The 19,223-nt window shown below is 60.4% G+C and carries 18 protein-coding genes; 8 read left to right on the plus strand and 10 right to left on the minus strand.

The window, feature by feature from the left end; translation table 11 throughout:
- Positions 1-168 precede the first annotated feature (168 nt).
- From P0Y41_RS15580 to gdhB, 4 genes are all read left to right on the plus strand, one after another.
- Entirely contained in the window at positions 169-1,695 is a 1,527-nt protein-coding gene (locus tag P0Y41_RS15580) for an amidase (RefSeq protein ID WP_284063706.1), read from the plus strand.
- A 184-nt stretch (positions 1,696-1,879) separates the two neighbouring features.
- Entirely contained in the window at positions 1,880-4,762 is a 2,883-nt protein-coding gene (locus P0Y41_RS15585) for a bacterio-opsin activator domain-containing protein (protein WP_284063707.1), read from the plus strand.
- A 114-nt stretch (positions 4,763-4,876) separates the two neighbouring features.
- Entirely contained in the window at positions 4,877-5,020 is a 144-nt protein-coding gene (locus tag P0Y41_RS15590; protein ID WP_284063708.1) for a rubrerythrin-like domain-containing protein, read from the plus strand.
- Complete coding sequence (gdhB, locus tag P0Y41_RS15595; RefSeq protein WP_390214288.1) at positions 5,017-6,327, plus strand: glutamate dehydrogenase GdhB; 1,311 nt, start codon at positions 5,017-5,019, stop codon at positions 6,325-6,327. The genes P0Y41_RS15590 and gdhB overlap by 4 nt, the downstream gene beginning before the upstream one ends.
- Positions 6,328-6,496: 169 nt before the next feature.
- On the opposite strand, the gene P0Y41_RS15600 is transcribed toward gdhB, so the two are convergent.
- The 3 genes from P0Y41_RS15600 to P0Y41_RS15610 form a co-directional block, all read right to left on the minus strand.
- Positions 6,497-6,928, minus strand: coding sequence for a universal stress protein (locus tag P0Y41_RS15600; protein ID WP_284063709.1), 432 nt, complete (start codon positions 6,926-6,928; stop codon positions 6,497-6,499).
- A gap of 96 nt (positions 6,929-7,024) precedes the next feature.
- On the minus strand, positions 7,025-9,205 hold the full coding sequence (locus P0Y41_RS15605) for a heavy metal translocating P-type ATPase (RefSeq protein ID WP_284063801.1): 2,181 nt from the start codon (positions 9,203-9,205) through the stop codon (positions 7,025-7,027).
- A 130-nt stretch (positions 9,206-9,335) separates the two neighbouring features.
- Positions 9,336-9,764: a universal stress protein gene (locus P0Y41_RS15610; RefSeq protein ID WP_284063710.1), complete on the minus strand. Its 429-nt coding sequence runs from the start codon at positions 9,762-9,764 to the stop codon at positions 9,336-9,338.
- Between the two features lie 92 nt (positions 9,765-9,856).
- Here P0Y41_RS15610 and P0Y41_RS15615 point away from each other — a divergent pair, with 92 nt between their 5' ends.
- Positions 9,857-10,735 carry a CPBP family intramembrane glutamic endopeptidase gene (locus P0Y41_RS15615; protein WP_284063711.1) on the plus strand — a complete coding sequence of 293 codons (879 nt, stop codon included), beginning with the start codon at positions 9,857-9,859 and terminating at the stop codon, positions 10,733-10,735.
- Between the two features lie 43 nt (positions 10,736-10,778).
- Positions 10,779-11,051, plus strand: coding sequence for a DUF8011 family protein (locus P0Y41_RS18145; RefSeq protein ID WP_465260672.1), 273 nt, complete (start codon positions 10,779-10,781; stop codon positions 11,049-11,051).
- 74 nt (positions 11,052-11,125) lie between these two features.
- Here P0Y41_RS18145 and P0Y41_RS15620 read toward each other — a convergent pair whose 3' ends face one another.
- The 5 genes from P0Y41_RS15620 to P0Y41_RS15640 all read right to left on the minus strand — a co-directional run bounded on the left by P0Y41_RS15620 (position 11,126) and on the right by P0Y41_RS15640 (position 15,547).
- Positions 11,126-11,797 carry a CPBP family intramembrane glutamic endopeptidase gene (locus tag P0Y41_RS15620; protein WP_284063712.1) on the minus strand — a complete coding sequence of 224 codons (672 nt, stop codon included), beginning with the start codon at positions 11,795-11,797 and terminating at the stop codon, positions 11,126-11,128.
- 40 nt (positions 11,798-11,837) lie between these two features.
- On the minus strand, positions 11,838-12,710 hold the full coding sequence (locus P0Y41_RS15625) for an SDR family oxidoreductase (RefSeq protein ID WP_284063713.1): 873 nt from the start codon (positions 12,708-12,710) through the stop codon (positions 11,838-11,840).
- 237 nt (positions 12,711-12,947) lie between these two features.
- The gene (locus P0Y41_RS15630; protein WP_284063714.1) at positions 12,948-13,910 is read right to left on the minus strand and encodes a hypothetical protein; all 963 of its coding nucleotides are present in this window, start codon (positions 13,908-13,910) and stop codon (positions 12,948-12,950) included.
- 654 nt (positions 13,911-14,564) lie between these two features.
- The gene (locus P0Y41_RS15635; protein WP_284063715.1) at positions 14,565-14,696 is read right to left on the minus strand and encodes a hypothetical protein; all 132 of its coding nucleotides are present in this window, start codon (positions 14,694-14,696) and stop codon (positions 14,565-14,567) included.
- Positions 14,697-15,166: 470 nt separating this feature from the next.
- Positions 15,167-15,547 carry a hypothetical protein gene (locus P0Y41_RS15640; RefSeq protein WP_284063716.1) on the minus strand — a complete coding sequence of 127 codons (381 nt, stop codon included), beginning with the start codon at positions 15,545-15,547 and terminating at the stop codon, positions 15,167-15,169.
- Positions 15,548-15,798: 251 nt separating this feature from the next.
- Between P0Y41_RS15640 and P0Y41_RS15645 the strand changes: the two genes are divergently transcribed.
- Together P0Y41_RS15645 and P0Y41_RS15650 are read left to right on the plus strand one after the other, a co-directional pair.
- Complete coding sequence (locus P0Y41_RS15645) at positions 15,799-16,527, plus strand: hypothetical protein (RefSeq protein WP_284063717.1); 729 nt, start codon at positions 15,799-15,801, stop codon at positions 16,525-16,527.
- 69 nt (positions 16,528-16,596) lie between these two features.
- A complete protein-coding gene (locus P0Y41_RS15650; RefSeq protein ID WP_284063718.1) occupies positions 16,597-16,812 on the plus strand; it encodes a hypothetical protein in 216 nt (71 codons plus the stop codon).
- On the opposite strand, the gene P0Y41_RS15655 is transcribed toward P0Y41_RS15650, so the two are convergent.
- On the minus strand, positions 16,804-17,538 hold the full coding sequence (locus P0Y41_RS15655; RefSeq protein ID WP_284063719.1) for a universal stress protein: 735 nt from the start codon (positions 17,536-17,538) through the stop codon (positions 16,804-16,806). The two genes, P0Y41_RS15650 and P0Y41_RS15655, sit on opposite strands and share 9 nt — an antisense overlap.
- A 2-nt stretch (positions 17,539-17,540) precedes the next feature.
- Positions 17,541-18,971, minus strand: coding sequence for an APC family permease (locus P0Y41_RS15660; protein ID WP_284063720.1), 1,431 nt, complete (start codon positions 18,969-18,971; stop codon positions 17,541-17,543).
- Between the last annotated feature and the right edge of the window lie 252 nt (positions 18,972-19,223).

Genomic DNA, 19,223 nt, shown 5'->3' on the forward strand with positions numbered 1-19,223 from the left:
AACGTAGTACGTCGGAGTTGGCACTTAGCCCTCTCTGTCGCAGTCGGTGCTCTCGCAGACCACCCTGGTGAACACTTACTTTCACTGGTGACAGCGAATCACCGGTACCCCGTCGTGTCTCACCCGACGGGTAGCTATTTGTGAACACACATCAACTAACTGCGTGTCATGTCTGACGTCCCCCCGAACGTTGACCCACCGACCCCCGACGAGATCCGCGAGTTAGCAGAGCAGCACCACATGTCGCTGTCCGACGACGAGGTCGCCGACTTCACAGCCATCATCGACGGGATGCTCGATGGGTACGAGCGGATCGACCAGCTGTCGGCCCCCACGCCGGAGGTCAAATACCACACGCGCGATCCGGGGTACAAGCCGGACACTGCAGAGGATCCGCTCAACGCGTTCGTCCGTAAGTGCGAGGTTCAGGGTGCTGTCGACGGTCCACTGGACGGGTATGAAGTCGGGCTGAAGGACTCCGTCTCGCTTGCCGGCGTCGAAATGACGCTCGGATCGAAACTGTTCGAGGGATACGTTCCCTCGACCGACGCGACGATCGTCACGCGACTCCTCGATGCCGGCGCGACGATCACCGGGAAGCTCAACATGGAGGATATGGCCTTGTCGGGAAGCGGCGAACTCTCCGCAACAGGGCCGGTACTCAACCCACGGGATACCGACTACATCGCCGGCGGCTCATCGAGCGGGAGTGCAGCGGCGGTTGCCACAGGTGACGTAGACGTGGCAATCGGCGGCGATCAGGGTGGATCGATCCGAATTCCGGCGTCGTGGAGCGGGATCGTCGGCCACAAGCCCACCCACAGTCTCGTCCCATACACCGGCGTCGCCGGGTTGGGCCAGTCGTTCGACCACGTCGGACCGATGTGCTCGACGGTCGAGGACTGCGCGCTACTGCTCGACGTAATCTCGGGCGCCGACGGGCTCGATCCCCGCCAGGGTGCCGTCCCGACACAACACTACAGCGAGGCGTTGGGCGTCGAGCCGGTGGACGTCACTGTCGGTGTGCTTGCGGAGGGCTTCGGTCACGAGCAAAGCGAGCCTGGTGTCGACGAGACGGTGCGATCCGCCCTTGACGCGTTCGAGGCTGCTGGCGCGGAGGTGACGGAGGTCTCAGTCCCGATGCACCTCGACGGCCTGCCGATCTGGAACGCGATCGGTCTCGAGGAGATCACGGCGATGGTGAACGCGGAGTGTGTCGGCCACTACGGGAAGGGGTTCTACGACACGCAGTTCGCCGACGCGTTCGGTCGCGCTCGGCGGGCACAGGCGGACGATTACCTCACGACGATGAAGCTCACCCTCATCGCCGGACAGTACCTTTCGGACGAGTACCGCGGGCACTACTACGCGAAAGGACAGAACCTCGCCCGGAAGCTGACCGCAGCGTACGACGAGGCGCTCGAAGATGTGGACGTGCTCGCGATGCCGACCACCCCGCAGACCGCACACGAAGTCGATCACGATCTCTCGCGGGTCGAGGTGATCGATCGAGCGCTCAATATGCTCGCAAACACCGCCCCCTTCGACAACACGGGCCACCCGGCGATCAGCGTTCCAGCTGGGGAGGCTGACGGTCTCCCAGTCGGACTGATGTTCGTCAGCGACACCTTCGACGATGCGACCGCGCTGGCGAGTGCCCACGCCTTCGAACAGCACGTCGACGTGTCGATCTGACGGAGCTCCCACCGAGACTGCTGCCAGTGGCTCTCACCTCTTTGATATCCTCACGGCTCTGAGGGGGCGGGGTTTTAGCCTTGAAACGTTCATAGCTATCCATCCATGCGCGTCCCCGACCCCGCACGGCCCCGGTCTCAACCCGGTTTCGAAGAGCGGTGCCGCTGGTCCCCCAATTCGAACGATGAACGTTGATTCCACGGTCCTCGAGACATCGACGGTAGTGGTAACTGGAACGAGCGATTGGATAGGTGAGTTCAAAACGGCCCTCGAAACGCGGACCGGGGCAACCGTACACCACGTTCGAACTCAGACGGAGGCGGTCGAAGCCATCCGCTCACAGCCGATAGACTGTCTCATCACGGGGCAGACCCTCGAAGACGCCACCGGACTCGACCTCCTCACCGAGATCCGAGAGCGGACGACCGCGCTCCCTGTCCTCCTCGCAACCCCATCTGGGAGTGAAGCACTTGCCAGCGAGGCGACCAAAGGCGGCGTCACAGATTACATAGCGTTCGCGGGGCCGAGTGAAGAGATGTTCGACGAACTCATCGAACGAACCGAGCGTGCCATTCGTTCCGCACGGCGGACAGCGACCCAACGGGATCGGGCCAGGCAGTTCGACGCGATGTTCGACGACTCACGGACGGCAACGTGGGTACTCGACCCGGAAGGGTCACTCACCCGCGTGAACGAAGCGGCACGTGAGATGATCGACGCGGACGTCGACGCGGTCATCGATGAGTCGTTCTGGATGCTGCCGTGGTGGTCACAGGACGGGACGCCGGATACGGACATCCGACAACTCGTTGAGAACGCGCGTGAGGGAGTCTACGGAACTGCCGTCGTCCAACAGCCGCCACATAGCGAAGACCAGCGCGTGGTCGATCTGTCCGTCCGGCCGGTGGAGAACGAACGCGGAGACCTCGTCTCAATCGTCGTAGAAGGTGTCGACATCACCGAACGCGTCGGCCTAGAACGGGACCTCCGCCGCTCGGAAGAACTCCACCGCGTCACGCTCAACAACATGACCGATACGGTCCTTATCACAAACGAGGATGGAGAGTACACCTACGTCTGTCCGAACGTGCATTTTATTTTCGGCTACACAGCCGATGAGATTCGGGATGTCGGAACGATCGAAGATCTCCTCGGAGACGACCTCTTCGACCGGGACGAGTTAGCGGCCGAGGGCGTGCTCAAGAACATCGAGATGACGGCGACCGATAAAGCCGGACGAGAGCACACACTCCTCGTCAACGTCCGTGAGGTGTCGATCCAGGACGGAACGCTCCTCTTCAGCTGTCGGGACATCACGAAACGGAAGCAACGCGAGGAGGCCCTCGCGACCTTGCAGGAGACCGCCCGCGAGTTTCTCTACGCGGAGACGCACCGTGAGATCGCACAACACGTCGTCGACGACACGGCGGACGTACTCAACTTGGATGCGAGCGCCGTCTACCTCTTCGATGCTGATGCCAACGAACTGATCCCCACAGCCAATTCGGCGGCAGTGAACGAACTCAACGGTCCGCTCCCTACCGTCCATCCCGACGGAGAGACGCTTCCGGGATACAGTTTCGTCGAGGACGAAGCGCTGTTTTTCGATGACGTCCACGAATCAGATCGGCTCGACAACCGGGCGACCGACCTCCGCAGTATGACGTTCATCCCGCTCGGAGACCACGGCGTTTTCATCGCCGGCTCCGAACGAGTCGGCGCCTTCGACGACGTAACCCGAGAACTCGCAGATCTCCTCGCTGCAACTGCCGAGGCAGCGCTCGATCGAGTCTCACGCGAATCGCAGCTTCGGAAACAGGACCGCACGCTCCAGCAGCAAAACGAACAACTCACCGCGCTGAACCGGGTCAACGAGACGATTCGGGAGATCGATCAGGCCCTCGTTCGAGCCGAAACCCGAGCGGAGATCGACCACGCCGTCTGTGAATTGTTGACCGGTGACGATCGGCTTCAGTTCGCGTGGATTGGGACGGTCGATCCGACGACCGACACCGTCGAGCCGCGGGCGTGGGGGGGAGCAGAACAGGGCTATCTAGATAGCCCGTCGTTCGCCGTCGAAGCCTCGGGAACAGAGCCGACGGGACGAGCCGCCGCGACGGGCGACGTGACGATGGTGGAGAACGTCGCCGAGGGCCTTCGGGAAGAACCCTGGCGGAAGGAGGCGCTCTCTCGCGACTTTCTCTCCGTGTTGAGTATCCCGCTCAAGTACAACGACCTCACACACGGCATTTTGACGGTGTATGCACCAACGCAAGACGCGTTCGATGAGACGACAGAGGCCGTCTTGACCGAACTGGGTGAAACCATCGCCTCGGCACTCAGCGCGATCGAACGCAGGAACGCACTCCTCACGACGTCGATGACCCGCGTCGAGTTCGACGTCGACGACCCGTCGTTCGTTCTCTCACAACTCGCCCAGGCGACGAATTGCAGCATCTCGTACCAGGGAGGAGTCCAGCGATCCGCGGACGGGAACTACGTGTTCGTCACCGTCGACGGCGCGTCCGTACAGGCGGTTGCCAACGCCGCCGCACCGCTGGTCGCGATCGACGACGTCCAACAGATCAGTACAACTGGGGACGGGGGCGTCGTACGACTTCGGCTCACACGGCCGTTTCTCGCCTTGGAGCTCGCCGACCACGGGGCCGTCTTCCGGGAGGCGACCGCCGATCCGGACACGACCACGCTCATCATCGATATCCCGGATAGTATCGATGCCAGAACGATCATCCAGCTCGTCCAAGACACGTTCGAAACTGCCGAACTCCGGTCCAAACAGACGCTCGATCAGACCGCAGAGCACGATCTCTACGCGAGGTTTCTCGAGAAAGTGACTGACCGCCAGCTCGAGGTGATCCAGACGGCATACTACAGCGGTTTCTTCGAGTCACCGCGTGAAAGCACGGGCGAGCAGGTCGCAGAAACGCTCGGCATCTCCCCACCCGCGTTCTACACGCACGCACGGACTGTTCAACGAAAACTGTTTGACACCCTATTCGACGAGCACGCACTTTCTGTCGCTGGCGCCCCCGGCGTGGTTGAATAACGAACCATCTGCCAGAGCAGCTGTTTGATAGTGAACCCCCAGGTACACACACATACACCTAGTACACCGCATTCAGAGTGTCACGCATCACCCCGCGGCACTCGTGAACTACCAATGAGAGACGTTGCCCAACAACCCGAGGAAGGGACGCCGTACGAGTGCTTCGAGTGTGGAAAGATCATCCTCACGGAGGATCCGCCTGGCCAGTGTCCGGATTGTGCCGGTGAGATGCGAAACCGTCGTACGCCTATCGAATGACGATGGACTCACCATCGGGTTCCACACACGGGGACGAACCGACAGAGTCGACTGATGCCGCCGAGCCTGAATCCGCCTTGGGGATAGCCCGACGACAGCTACAGCATGCCGCGGATCACCTCGACATCGATCCTAACATCGTCGAGCGGCTCAGCCATCCCAAGAAGGTACACGAAGTCACCGTCCCAGTCAAGCGAGACGACGGCACCGTCGAGGTGTTTACCGGCTATCGAGCTCAACACGATAGCGTTCGTGGCCCGTACAAGGGCGGCCTTCGGTATCACCCAGAGGTCACGCGAGACGAGTGTGTCGGGCTCGGGATGTGGATGACCTGGAAGTGTGCCGTGATGGACCTCCCCTTTGGTGGAGCCAAAGGCGGTGTAGCAGTCAACCCGAAAGCATTGAGCGCCGAGGAAAAAGAGCGGCTTACCCGCCGATTTGCCGAGGAAATTCGGGGAGTGATCGGCCCGACTGTCGACATTCCTGCGCCCGACATGGGGACTGACCCACAGACGATGGCGTGGTTGATGGACGCCTACTCGATGCAGGAAGGCGAAACCGTTCCCGGCGTCGTCACCGGGAAGCCACCCGTCGTTGGAGGGAGTGAGGGTCGCGATGAAGCTCCGGGACGGAGCGTCGCCATTATCGCCCGCGAAGCGATCGAGTACTACGAAAACGAGATCGAAGAAACGACAGTTGCTATCCAAGGCTACGGGAGTGTCGGTGCAAACGCCGCTCGATTGCTCGACGAGTGGGGGGCAACTGTCGTCGCAGTCAGCGACGTCAACGGCGGCATCTACGACGCCGACGGCCTCGATACCCACTCGATTCCATCCCACGATCAACAGCCCGAAGCCGTGATGCAGCATGACGCTCCAGGCGCCGTGACAAACGCGGAGCTCCTGGAACTCGACGTCGACGTCCTCATCCCGGCCGCGCTGGGGAACGTACTCACGGCCGAGAACGCCGACGACGTGCGGGCAGCCATCATCATCGAGGGTGCGAACGGGCCGACGACGAGCGCGGCCAGTCAGATCTTCGCAGAACGAGAGATTCCGGTCATCCCGGACATTCTGGCGAATGCGGGCGGCGTCACGGTGAGTTACTTCGAGTGGTTACAGGATATCAACCGCCGTGCTTGGTCGTTGGAGCGTGTGCACGACGAGCTCGAAGCGGAAATGTTGACGGCGTGGAAAGTCGTCAAAGACGAGTTCGCCACCCGCGATGTGACGTGGCGGGATGCTGCCTACATCGTCGCGCTCTCCCGGATCGCCGAGGCGCACGAGGCACGTGGCCTCTGGCCCTGAATCCTTCGCGACACAGCTAACCCAAAATCTCACTATTCCCGGCGCTACACGCGACCCGATTCTCAAGCCAACGCTCGTCGGGTCATTCGCTGAAGGCGTTGGGGGACAACTTCCAGTTCGGTCAGGTTGACGCGGAAAGCCGAAGACACCTGATGAGACACAGGAGCGCTTAGTGATCAGTACTGTTGACCACTAAAACGGGCACCTGATCGGCCCGTAAAATCGCCTCAGTTGTGCTCCCGAGTAGTACAGTCTGGAACGCGGAGCGTCCTTTCGCACCCACAACGACAAGATCAACCCCCTGATCTTCGGCGTACGAGAGAAGCTCTTCGTGCGGAACACCTTCCCGAATCGAGGTGATGACGGAACCGTCGGGCTCCCCCTCCGTCCTGACGGAGGCCAGCGCTTCTTCACCATCCGCTCGAAGGTTCTGCCGTACGGTATCAGGATCGACGATCGCGTTATCGTACTCCGTTCTCGTCTCTATGACATAGACCGCGTGGAGTTCGGCCCCGTACTGCCGAGCCAAATCGAGAGCTCGGCGTGTCGCCCGCTGCGCATTGTCACTCCCATCTGTGGCGACAAGAATCCGGTCGTACATCACACTTCACGACGTGTTGAGGAGTAAAGAAACGAGGGTTCAATCAGGTTATCAGCGACACCGTCGCCCACAATTCGATTGCGGTCTTCGACACCCTCACTCGCGAAATCCGAGCAACCGGAGGCCGTTCAGGGAGACGAGTACCGTCGACCCCTCGTGACCGACAACGGCCAGCGGCAAGGGGATACCCCGTACAAGAATCGTTCCGACCATCAACGCGATCGCACCGAAGGCGATCGTGAGGTTAACCGTCAGTGTCCGACGTGTCCTGCGTCCGAGTCCGAGCACGTACGGTATCTTCCCGAGGTCGTCTCCCATCAACACGACGTCCGCCGTCTCAAGGGCGACGTCAGTCCCAGCGCCACCCATCGCGATCCCGAGCGTCGCCGTCGCCAGCGCGGGGGCGTCGTTCACCCCGTCGCCGACCATCGCCACGTTCTCGTGTCGGTCGACCAGCGCCTCGATGGTCGACACCTTCTCTTCGGGCAGCAGTTCCGCCTGGACTTCGTCGATGCCGACCTCGTCGGCGATCTGCTGTGCGACGCGTTCGTTGTCCCCGGTCAGCATGACGATATGCTGCACTCCGAGCGCACGGAGGTCGGCGATCATCTCGGCTGCGCCAGGGCGGACCGTATCAGTGTACGCCAGCCATCCCAGTACTGTGACCTCGTCGTCGCGCTCGCGGGCGACGAGAACGCTCGTCTTCCCCTCCGACTCCAATGTCTGGAGCCGATCGAGACCCGATTCGAGCCCCTCGATAACGGCGTCTTCGAGGACCGTCTCGACGTAGCTTCGATTCCCGATGTGGACGGTCCCGTCGTCGACGTCGGCGCGGACGCCTTTGCCGGCCTCTGACTGAAACCGCTGCGCGTCGGGGACGTCGAGTGATCGCGCTTCGGCTTCCGAGCCGGTCGCACGAGCGAGGTGATGCTCCGAGCGGGCCTGCACGGCGGCCGCGAGCGAGAGCAGTTCGTCGGGCGTCAGTGACTCGTCCACGAGGTCGTCGCGGACGAACACGTCCGTCAATTGGGTCTCTCCCTGCGTGAGCGTGCCCGTCTTGTCGAACGCGACCGCGTCGATGTTCGCTGCAGCCTCGACGTGTTCGCCACCCTTGAACAGGACGCCCTGCCTACCTCCGGAGGCGATCGCCGAGAGGACCGCCGCAGGCGTGGAGATGATCACTGCACACGGCGAGGCAGCAACCATGAGCGTCATGGCGCGGTAGAACGTACTGGTGAATTCACTTCCGAGTGCGAGCGGGATACCGATCGCTGCGATCGTGAGCCCAAACACGCCAAGGACGTACGGCTGTTCGAGGCGATCGATGAGCCGCTGTGTCGGCGCTTTCTCGCTTTGAGCGCGCTCGACCATGTGAATGAGGCGACTGATCGCCGATTCGTGGGCCTGTCGGGTAACTTCGATTTCGAGGCTGCCGCTCTCGTTGATCGTCCCGCCGAAGACCTCGTCGCCGGGTTCCTTCGGCACAGGAACGGATTCCCCGGTGAGCGACGCCTGGTCGACCGTGCCCTCGCCCGACGCGACAACGCCGTCGAGGGGAATCTTGTCGCCGGGACGGACGACGAACACGTCACCGACGTCAACGTCATCGATTGGTACGGTGACCTCATCGCCATCGCGGAGGACCTGCGCCTCGTCCGGCCGCATCTCGACGAGGGACCTGATCGCCCGGCGCGAACGTCCGATCGCGTAATGCTGGAGCGTGTTCGACAGCGAAAACAAAAAGAGGAGCATCGCACCCTCGAACGGGGCGCCGATCGAGAGGGCTCCGAGCGCGGCAACGATCATCAGGAGATCGATATCCACCGCCCGATGACGGAGCGTCTCGATCGCGCCTTTGAGCCCGTACCAGCCGCCGAAGACGTACGCGACGGCGTAGCCCGTCCACGCGAGCAACTGTGGACCACCGAGCCATCCCGTCGCCAGGCCGGTCACCATCCCGAGCAGCGTCAGGCCGACGAACACGGCCTCCCGCTTGAGTTCCGACCGAGTGCTCACCTCATCCGTTTCCCCCTCAGATTCGTCTTGGATCGACACATTCCGGTCACGGACGGCGTCTCGGATCGATTCTTCCGAGGTAACGCTCCCGTCGTAGGTGATCCGAGCACTCCCCGTCCGAAACGAGACGTCGACGTCGTAGACGCCGGATAGACGCTTGAGCTGCCGTTCGAATGCTCGCGCCCCCGCGTCACCACGACCACCTCGTCGTTCAATTCGGACAGAACACGTCGAGAGAGACTGTGAATCGGTGACCCCCACGTTCTCGGTATCCATGGTCGGTGAGGAGTTCACGTTTTAGCGGCTCCAACGGATACTCGTTCGACTGCATACGGAGTCGTCTGTCGTGTCCTCGGAGATTCCCGTAGTACCAGTACCTTTGGTGAAGCGATCATCCAACGACCGTCACCGGAATCCGTGCCCGGCGGGTGACTGTCTCGGCGACGCTTCCGAGCAACGTCCGGTCGATCCCCGAACGGCCGTGGCTACCCATAACGATCTGATCGATGCCATAGTCGTCAACGCATTCGAGAATTGCCCGTGCCGGTTTCCCAACTTCCGTGACGGTATTGAGGGTGACACCGTGGTCTGCGGCCCGATCCGTCGCGTTTGTGTGAATCTCTGTGGCACGGTCTTGGGCATCATCATACCAGTCCTTTGCGACTGGCAACCCGCCCGCTTCCACATCGATCACCGAGTCGATCGGGTTGATGACATAAATCGCGGTGATGGCAGCGTCCGGAAAGGTCTCAAGTGCGTACGCGAGCGCACGCTCGGCAAGTGGGGAGCCGTCGAAAGCGACGAGCACATTATCAGGCATACAACAGGGTTCGAGACGACTCGGAAAGAGTGTACTGCCGAAACCCACTCAGCTGGGGTATCGTTAACTACGATGTGGTCACAATCCGGGGTATGTCCAGTATCCGTACGTGGATCGATCGACATCGGTTACTGAGCTTCGTCGCGATAGCGTACGCGTTCACCTGGACGGTCCAAGGGGCACTCGCGTATTCGGGCATGGAAGCCTCTTGGACGCATTCGATCCTGATCGGGTTCGGCGGGTTCGGTCCGCCGATCGGCGCAGCGGTCGTCATCTGGGCCTCAGGTGGCAGTCTCCGCAGGTGGGTCGGCCAGCTGTTCAAGTGGCGGATTGGTGCGAAGTGGTGGGTGTTCGCGATCAGCCTGCCGTTCGTTATCCTCTCTATGGGCGTCCTGCTATTCGTGCTGGCCGGTGGTCCGATCGACCTTACCGGATTCGAGTCGCCCTTCATCTACCTGTTTGCGATGGCGTGGGGAACTGTCTGGGGTGGCGGCCAAGAGGACCTCGGGTGGCGTGGCTTCATGCTGCCCATCCTTCAGGACTCGTACAGTGCGTTGGGTTCAAGTATCATCGTGGGCGTCACGTGGGCGACATGGCACCTCCCGCTGTTCTTGAACGCCACGACCACCCACGGCGGCTGGCCGCTCTCCCAGCAACTTCTCTGGATGGTCTCCATCCTTGCGGGCTCGATCCTCTGGACGTGGATGTACAACAGTACTGGCGGGAGCGTACTCGCCGTCGCCGTGTTTCATGCCGGCATCAATGCGATGGGGATCTTCCATCCCGCCGACCAGGACGCGCTCATCCCCAACGGTGTGCCGGACCCGTGGCTGAACGTGCTCGCTGAAGTCACGGGCGCTATTCCGCTTGTGTTAGTCGCCGTTGTGTTGGTGGTCATCTACGGGAGGAACAACCTCGCGAATCGCGAGCCGCCAACCCCCCAAGACGCTGGGCTCCCACCAGAATCCTGATTTGGTCGAACTCTTGGTGATGCGTATGGAGGTACTTCCTCGGATGGTGTTTCGTGAGCCGGACGGACGACGGAAGGGGCTCTTTTTCTCTTCGTTGTCGTTTATTTGCCTCGTTAAGTGGGTGGTTACCGGAGTCGTACTCAGTAGCTCTCATTTCTTCCTCTTTCTGGGGATCGCGCTCGGACTTTCGGGGGTCGCCGAATCGCTGTCGTCGGACCAACGACGATCGGCAGGAATACTTCGAGTGATAGCCGTTGCTACTCTCGTTGTCTTTCTCGGCTTTCTCGCATCTGTCCCAGCATTACTATTGAACTAGGAGTGATTGTTCGAGGGTGCCAGAGGTTCAAACCGCTGAAAGCGCGACGTAGCTAATTCCGAGCAGGATGGTGTTTAGATCGCGTGGACCAGAATCGGCACCATCAGATTCCCCGTCCAGTCATACAGTATTCCGAAGACGCTCCCAACAATGGCGATCATGAGCGCCCCAGCCACGATTGCGACAGGGTTCCCAGAGTAATTCGCCAAGTGCAACGAGCCGAAGAGGAGACTGGCTCCAGCGATGCCGGGGACTGGACCGAACCGGTCACGAAGCCGACCCTGAATAACACCTCGGAACACAAATTCTTCGACCGGCGCAACGACAACGATCGAGAGGGCAGCGAGCCCAAGGAGGAACGTCGGGTTCGTCGTCGCAGTCTCTCCAATGACCGAAGAGGGGACGAGATCGAGGGCGGTGAGGACGATCGAGACCACGACCGCTGTACCGATGGCGGTGACTACCCCGCCGGCGACGTAGCCCAATTCGCGGAGCGATGGAAGGGCTGCAGACAGGGAGATATCCCGGGAGCGGTAGTAGATGTACGCGACAGCGAACATCGAGAGTTGCCCGGCGGCGGTGGCTCCGACGAGGATCGGTGTACTCTCGATGGTATACCCGAGCGCGATCAGCGGCGCGATGAAGACGACGCCCGCAACGAGCGAAATACCGAAGATGAGGACAGTGAGTGCGACCGTCTCGAGTACTGTTCGCAGTCCGGACTGAGACTGGTGAGTTGCGTCCATACTACAGAGGTGGTCTCGAAAACATGTAAATGAGAGTAAACTACGGCCAGTGGGGATCAACGTCGACCAAGTCGGCGCTGAGATTCCAAAGTCGCTCTCGATTTTCTGGATCGATTGCATCGCTCGACGGAGCTGTGATTCCTTCGCCGGTGACGTACGTTCCGGTTCGCTCACTGAACTCCGGAGCCGTGACGAGGTCACAGAGTCGCTGTGCGCCTTCCTGTTGCGTGGTTCCGACACCGGGAACGATGGCCGCCGCCCGAATCATCGCTCGTGTCCAGATAGCGGCGTCACGGAACAGGTTTGTCGAGGGGATGAAGCCCGGGTGAAAGCAGTTCGCCGTGATCTCGGTCTCTTCGAGTCGATCAGCAAGTTCGCGCGTGAACGCGATGGTAGCGAGTTTCGATCGAGCATATGCTTGAAGCGAGTCATACTCGTTACTGAATTGAAGGTCGTCGAAATCGAATGTCGCGCGACGGTGAATGTCCGAGGCGGTGACGACGACTCTGCTCGGGGCTGAGGCTCGAAGTCGATCCAGTAGTTGCCGCGTCAGAAGGTATGGAGCAAGGTGGTTAACAGCGAACGTGAGTTCGATTCCCTCCTCCGTTTCTGTGCGATGGCGTGAAGAGAGCCCTGCGTTGTGAACGAGCGCATCGATCCGGTCATACGTATCGAGGAGCTCCGCGGCGAGGGAACGAACGGTGGCTTGCGTTGCTAGGTCCGCCTGGTGAAACCGGATATCGCCGTCAAGCGGAGCCGCGTTGCCGACAAGTGTGTCACCGCGCGCTTGGTTTCGCCCAACAACCGCAACAGTCGCCCCCTGACCAGCAAGGGCTGTCGCGGCGATACGACCGATGCCACTCGTTCCGCCCGTCAGTACCACGACCTGCTGGGAGTCCGGGCTAGCAGTCACGTGTGGTTGTCCGATTTAAACGGTGGCCTCGTAATTATGTTTGATCTTCTGAAATGCGGTTTCACCCAAGCGGTGTTTGGACCAGCTGAGGTGTGACCACTCCCAACGCAATCGCTCTATGCCATATTCATGCCCTGGATCGTGCACGGACAGCGAATCCTCCTGCCAGACTGGTGAACCGCCTCGGGGTCAAGCCCCGAGGCACTCGCCTTGCTTATCTGTAGAACATTCGGTCGTTCAGAGACTCAGCCCGGTACTGTATTCCAACGTTCCGAATCCGGTACCCATTGACTCGGCGTCGATCGGCGTGTCGCTGACGCGTCCGGCGAGTCCGGCCATCCGGAACATGAACTCGTTGTAACTCCAGTGAGACGTGAACTGACCCCCGAGTCTCGGACGGTCGAGCCAGTTTCGCGCACGGCCATAGGTCCGCGCAACGAACCGCACGTAATCGCCCTCCTCGTTCTCGACGCGGACGTCGAAGTCGGGCTGTTCGCCAGTACCCAGCAACGGCTCGACAGAGATCGTATCGAACTCGACATGTCCATCTTTCGAGCCCCAGTTCCAGAACGCGGACTGTCGAAGGGGTATCGTCAGCCGTTCGAGTCTGTTTGAGGAGAAGAACTTGTAGCCCCGCCGGAACAGTTGAGGCCCGAGAAACGGAATCAACACGGAAAACGAGGTTCCGTCCGGGAAGATCGCCCAGATCCACTTCCAAGGCATCAGCGGCATGTCGAAACACACGCGCTGGAAGTAACATGACCCAGACAGTGTCTCGGGACCGTCCGGGAGATCGAAGTCCCCCTCGAACTCCATCTGGCGCCACGCAACGACCTCGGCGCCACCAAGCGGTGTGTCAATATTCAGTGAGCGGTGTGGCGAGGTCATCTTCGAGTCGAGGGCACCCCACGCTTCGAACTCCGCCTCGGCGTCGTCGCCGATGACGTGGGCTTTCAGTCCGAGGGGCCGGTCCGAGAGCGCTGCCATCTCGCTTCCGCGTTTGGTGTCGTCCTCGCGGTCTGCCCAGGCTTCGAGACGCTGGTCCTCGCGAGAGAGCACCGCTTCGGCTGATTGCCTGACGACGTGGTCGTGGACCACTTCGTCGTCGCCGGCCCAGCCGACCGTTGTCGCGTTGAATCTGTCCACACCGTCAACGACGGGACGGTCAGCGTCCATGTCCTGGGGCGGGAGGTCGTTCACACGGCACTGCTCACCCACACAGGCAGCGATCGAGAACATTAGCTGTCTCGGACCGTAGCCTTCCTCGCCATCCGGAAACAAGAGAAAGAACCACCAAGATGAGGAAGTCCCGTTCTGTCGCTCGGGGTTTTGCCACCATATCTTCTCGAAAACACGCCGGTGCTCAGCGAGGGTCCTATCTGCGAACGCGTCAGTCACTGGGTTACCTTCCGCTGGGCTGCTCAAGTAAGGCTCGAATCGGTTGCTGGGCCTTCATCAGCTACCCTACAACGCCGCAGTTCCGGTCCTCGTTGGTACCAGTGCTCGCTTGACACCGGTACCTCGAGTTCTGACAGTATCGACGTGACCGAATGAGGCACTCATCAGTACCCAAGCATCGCTGTTCATCCGTTTTCCCGGCTGATAGCTCATAGAAGGGCGATCTGAACATATCGATCGAACAGTTCTGCCTACGTCGGGTCGGTCATAGCTACCGGACTACCGATCGGGCCATTCCACAAGGGATATAATTCTGTTTTCATAACACCTAGGTAGATTCACCATGTCACGGTCCAAACTTATCGCGGGTATCGCAGTCATCAGTATCGTCGCAATCGCGCTCCGCCGTCGGGGCGAGGACGAACCGGAATCCGACGACTGAATCCGCCGTAGCTGCTACTGTCGTCGGTGCATCACCTCGGGGATGATGTCCCCGCAGTCCGCCCGGATTTTGTTGTAGCCAATGTTCGGATTGAGTGGACAGATGAGCGAGAGCGACGATCCGGCGTCGTCCGCTGATGCAACCACCTTCGTCGTTGGCGGATTCGGAGAGAAACAGCAGGTCGACAAGGGACCGTTCTCGTCGTTGGAGCGCACTATCTCAAAACTGCGTTGGAGCTGCTCGGACCGGGGTTTCAGACAACTCCCCACGGCAGTTGAACTGCTATGTAGACATGTACCGTCTATTGTAAAAGTAAACACCGTTGTTTCTACGTACGCTCACCAAAGGTGAGCCATCGACGGCAGAATCGTGGCTCCAACCTCCTCTCGTGGCCGGAGGGAGACTCGCGCTCCTTGTCTTGCACCGTACTTCGAACAGTACCTAAGAGTGGTTGGGGTCTCAGTGGTCGGTACGTAGCACCTTCCGATCAGTCAATTCAGTCGCTCGTCAGTGAAATGAGCGGCAGTCAGCTGCTGAATACACCCGCTAGGTTCACCACGCTACTCCCGTCACAGTTTGCAGCGTTCAACAGCGTCCAGTTACCGTATCGGTGGGCCTACAATTCTCGCTCCCGGACGGTCTCGACATCAGAGAGTGCAGTTTCATAGATCTCCTGGAGCGCCGCCTCCAACATCGCCGCCAGTTCCGCTGGGTCCTCTGTCGGCACATCTTCGACAGTGACGTACTTGTCACCCTCACTGCTGAGCTTGAGTTCGTGGTCTTCGATGAAATCGACTGCTGTTGCTTTTTGTACTGACGAGAGCCCTGCGAAATTCAAGATCCCCCATTGGTACTGAACAAGCGGTTCCGGTGCCCCTGTCTCAGCGAAGACGAGTTCGACGAAGTGGTTTGATTCAGGCCGTTCTCCGCTGTCCATCCGGTCAAGATGGGTCGTGACCAGATCCGCTAGGGTCTCCTGGGTTGACTTAGCTGGCACTACTCCGGTTCAAGTGAATGCCGCCGAAAAGGATGTCGCCAGCGGTGGACGGTAGTCGCATCACAACTGGAAAGGGCGACAATCGGACCGAGTAGCGAACAACTACTCCTCCGAAATCTCAACTGGTGAATGGGCGAAACTCCCCCGCCGTCGCCAGTAGTGGCCCTCTCGGCGGGAATCGAGGATACGCACAGAGAATCCGCGCGAGAGGAGAGGCTTATATAAGCATGATGCGACTATCGCTCAGACAAATGGCCGAACAATACAGTAATCCGACGCGAAGGAGGTTTTTGAGCGGCATCGGGGCCTCCACGGCAGTTGCACTTTCAGGGTGTTCTGGAGGTCCTTCGTCCTCTTCAGACGATGGAAACAGCGAATCCCAAGCAGCTGACGCGGTCCAATTCCTCAACAACGACATTGAGACCGTTGGAGGGGTCACTCAGTCACAACTGACAATCGAAAATACGGCCGAAGAAGCGTTGGATTTCACCGTGAGCGTCAACTTACTCATAGGAACTGACGGGATCTACGGCGATCTCACGGATTCAGCAGAAGTGTCAATCCCTGCTGAGGAACAGGCAGACACTTCGCTCGATCTCTATGACGGTGATAACCTGAGTCGCCTAGCCATACACGAAATTCAGAACGGCTACTTCTCGCTCGCATACGCTGTTGATGGAACGGAGGTTTCATTTCAGGAGTTCGGGGAGAAACCTCGCCAGTACGTTTCGTTTAAGATTCGCTACGACGGGGAATGGTCCGGCGCGTTAGGAACGGAAGGCGGACAGCGGAGTATCTCAGGTGTCGGTGATAGCCACTTACCCGTCGATAACTCAGCATCAATTGTCTCTGGAAATGCCCAAAAGAGAGATACGGGAAGCTCTGCGCTCACCGTTCAGATACTCGTCGATGGTGATGTAGTGGCTGAACAATCGACCACTGCGGAATACGGCGTGGCCCAAGTTTCAGAATCGATCTGAATCCACCCTGCATCAACCACAACCCCTGAAAAATGATGCGTAGCGGTCACCTGTGGAGGTTCACTGGGTATGGCCCCACGCGCCAGCGTCGACCCGATGTTCGCACTCGGACTGGCTGACGACTGTACCCCGAGCAATCCGACACGACTGGCGTTCGCCCGCAGCGTCCATGATGCGCAGGGCTTCGCCGAGAGCGACGCCGTCGACGGAACGATCGCGATGCAGGAACATCTCCAGCCAGAACGCGAGTTTCGTCCGGCCGGCGGCGTCTCACTCTCAGTTTGACTCAGTCTCTTGCGGCGGTCCGCGCTGTACCACGAAGACAGGGCCGAGAAACCGAGTAGCAACTTTGTCCGCCGGCAGCCCAAACACGAAGGTCGCCAGAGAGGGGTTAGATTCCCCCATGACGACGGTATCGAACTCCTCGGCCGCCTCGATGATCGCCTCGAAGGCCTCTTCGTTCCGGTCGACACGCGTCTCGATCGCCGACCTGTCAATCCCCAAGTCCCCCAACCGTTCCGCCAGTCCATCGAGGAGTGTGGCGACGTCCTCGTCCGTTTCATCGGTTTCTGCGGCGTGGTACAGCGTTACCGAAGCATCTGTTTCCCCGAATACGCCCGCAACGACACGGGCGAGCCGGTCGATCCCCACGGCACCACGGACAGCGACGAGGACATCTTCGACTTGGCCTGTCGCGTTCGGAACGAGTGCAGCCAGACAGTCGTGTTCGGTCGTCATCCGGTCGATCGTCTTCTGGCCATCGTGGGTGAACACCAGCCGTCGTTCGACGGTCGCGCCCGACGCTTCGAAGATCGCCTCGTATTCGTCGAGCCGCTCAGTAGCACGATCCTCGAACTGCAACTGCGCTTGTCCCGGCGCCGTTTGCTCCGGGATGACGTGATATCCCAAGAGGACGACGTGGGCGTTCGCAAGGAGGTCGGGAACACCCTCTGGGATCGACTCCCCTTCGAGCACGCGAATCGGGACGAGTATGGATGGACGGTCCGTCATGGCTAGATGTCCCCCTTGAGCGTGACATCCCCAGCGTAATAACGGTACCAGAGGTACGAGATGAGCATCACCACGATGCCGATGCCGATCGACGCGGGCTGCATGAACGCGATCAGTCCGAAACTGGCGAGGGCGCCGACGGAAGGTAACACCGGATACCATGGGGCCCGATAGCTGGGGGAATACCACTCGGGATTCCGCCGTCGCAACACGATCAACGCGACACACATCAGTCCGTACATGATCAGGTGGAGGAACGAGGCGACCTCCGCGAGCAGTTCGACCCGACCGGTCGCGACGAGGACGAGAATCGGCCCGCCGGCAGCGAGCAACGCCACGTGTGGCGTGCCGTATCGGAGGTTGATCTCGCTCGCTTTTCTTGGGAGCAGGGCGTCGCGACTGAGCGCGTACACAGCCCGCGACGCACTGAGAATCGACGCGTTCGCGCTCGAGAACGTTGCAAGCAGTCCAGCGCCCAGGATGGCGACCGCGCCGGGCAACCCGAGAAAGTCACGGGCGACCTCGACCATGGCGGTTTCGCCGAACTGTCCCAACCGGTCGGCGCCGAACGCGCTGGTCGCAACGAAGATCGTCACGACGTAGAAGACTGTGACAACCAGTACTGACCCGACCATCGCCAGCGGAAGGTTCCGTCCCGGTTGTTTGATCTCGCCTGCGACGGTCGCGACCTGGGCGAACCCCAGATACGACGTGAACACGAGCGCCGCGGTCGTCAACACCGGGAAATAGCCTCGAGAAAAGAACTGCTCTGGAACGGTTCCACCACCGAACACACCCACGGCGTCGAGGACACCGTACGAGAGAAAGCCCGTGAGTACCACCAGAAGAATTCCGACCACCACGTTTTGAATCTTCGCGGTGTTCTCCGTGCCGCCGAGACTCACTGCCGTCAGTGCGGCGCCGAACAGCAGTCCGATCCCGATGACGGGGCTAAACGGGAGCGCGACACCGAGTTCACTGAAGACGGCGCTCGCGTAGTGACCGAGCCCGACGAGATAGAACGCGGCGGCGAACATTAAGCCAAGCCACAGGCCCAGGCCAACGATCGCGCCGTAAGCGGTTCCCATCCCGCGGGAGATGAAGTAGTATCCGCCACCGCTGCGAGGCATCGCCGTAGCGAGTTCTGAAGTTGGAAGCGCCACAAGCAACGCGATCAGTCCGCCGATCGCGAACGAGAGTGTGGCGGCTACCCCCGCGTTGTTTGCAGCCAACCCCGGGAACACGAAGATCCCCGCACCGATCATGGTCCCGATCCCGATCGCGAGTCCTCCGACCAGCCCGATTGTCCGCTCGAGTTCGACATCGTCATCGTGGACAGTCGCGTCGTCGGTGACTGTCTCTGGCTCCGCAGCGGGTGCCTCACCGGCGACGTTTTCGCCCGATAGCTTGACCTCGACGGGCCGTTCGGTCATACGAGACAGATCGGTTCAGCCGTTGAATAAACCCGGCGGCCAACTGTCCGCTCAACACGTTACGCGTTTATTTAGAGGACTATGGAGGCAGATTCCGGAATCGCTCTGACCGCCGGTCAGAATGATAGAGTCGCCGGGGAGTGAATCACGGGATGTGCAAATGAACGGGTCACTATTGCTGAACTCGTGTGTGAGAGGTGACTCAAGACAGTGCGGCCCGGCCGGGGCGCCGCCGGGCGAACATTTAATCCC

The organism is Halobaculum halobium, assembly GCF_030127145.1.
GTDB classification, from domain to species: Archaea; Halobacteriota; Halobacteria; order Halobacteriales; family Haloferacaceae; genus Halobaculum; species Halobaculum halobium.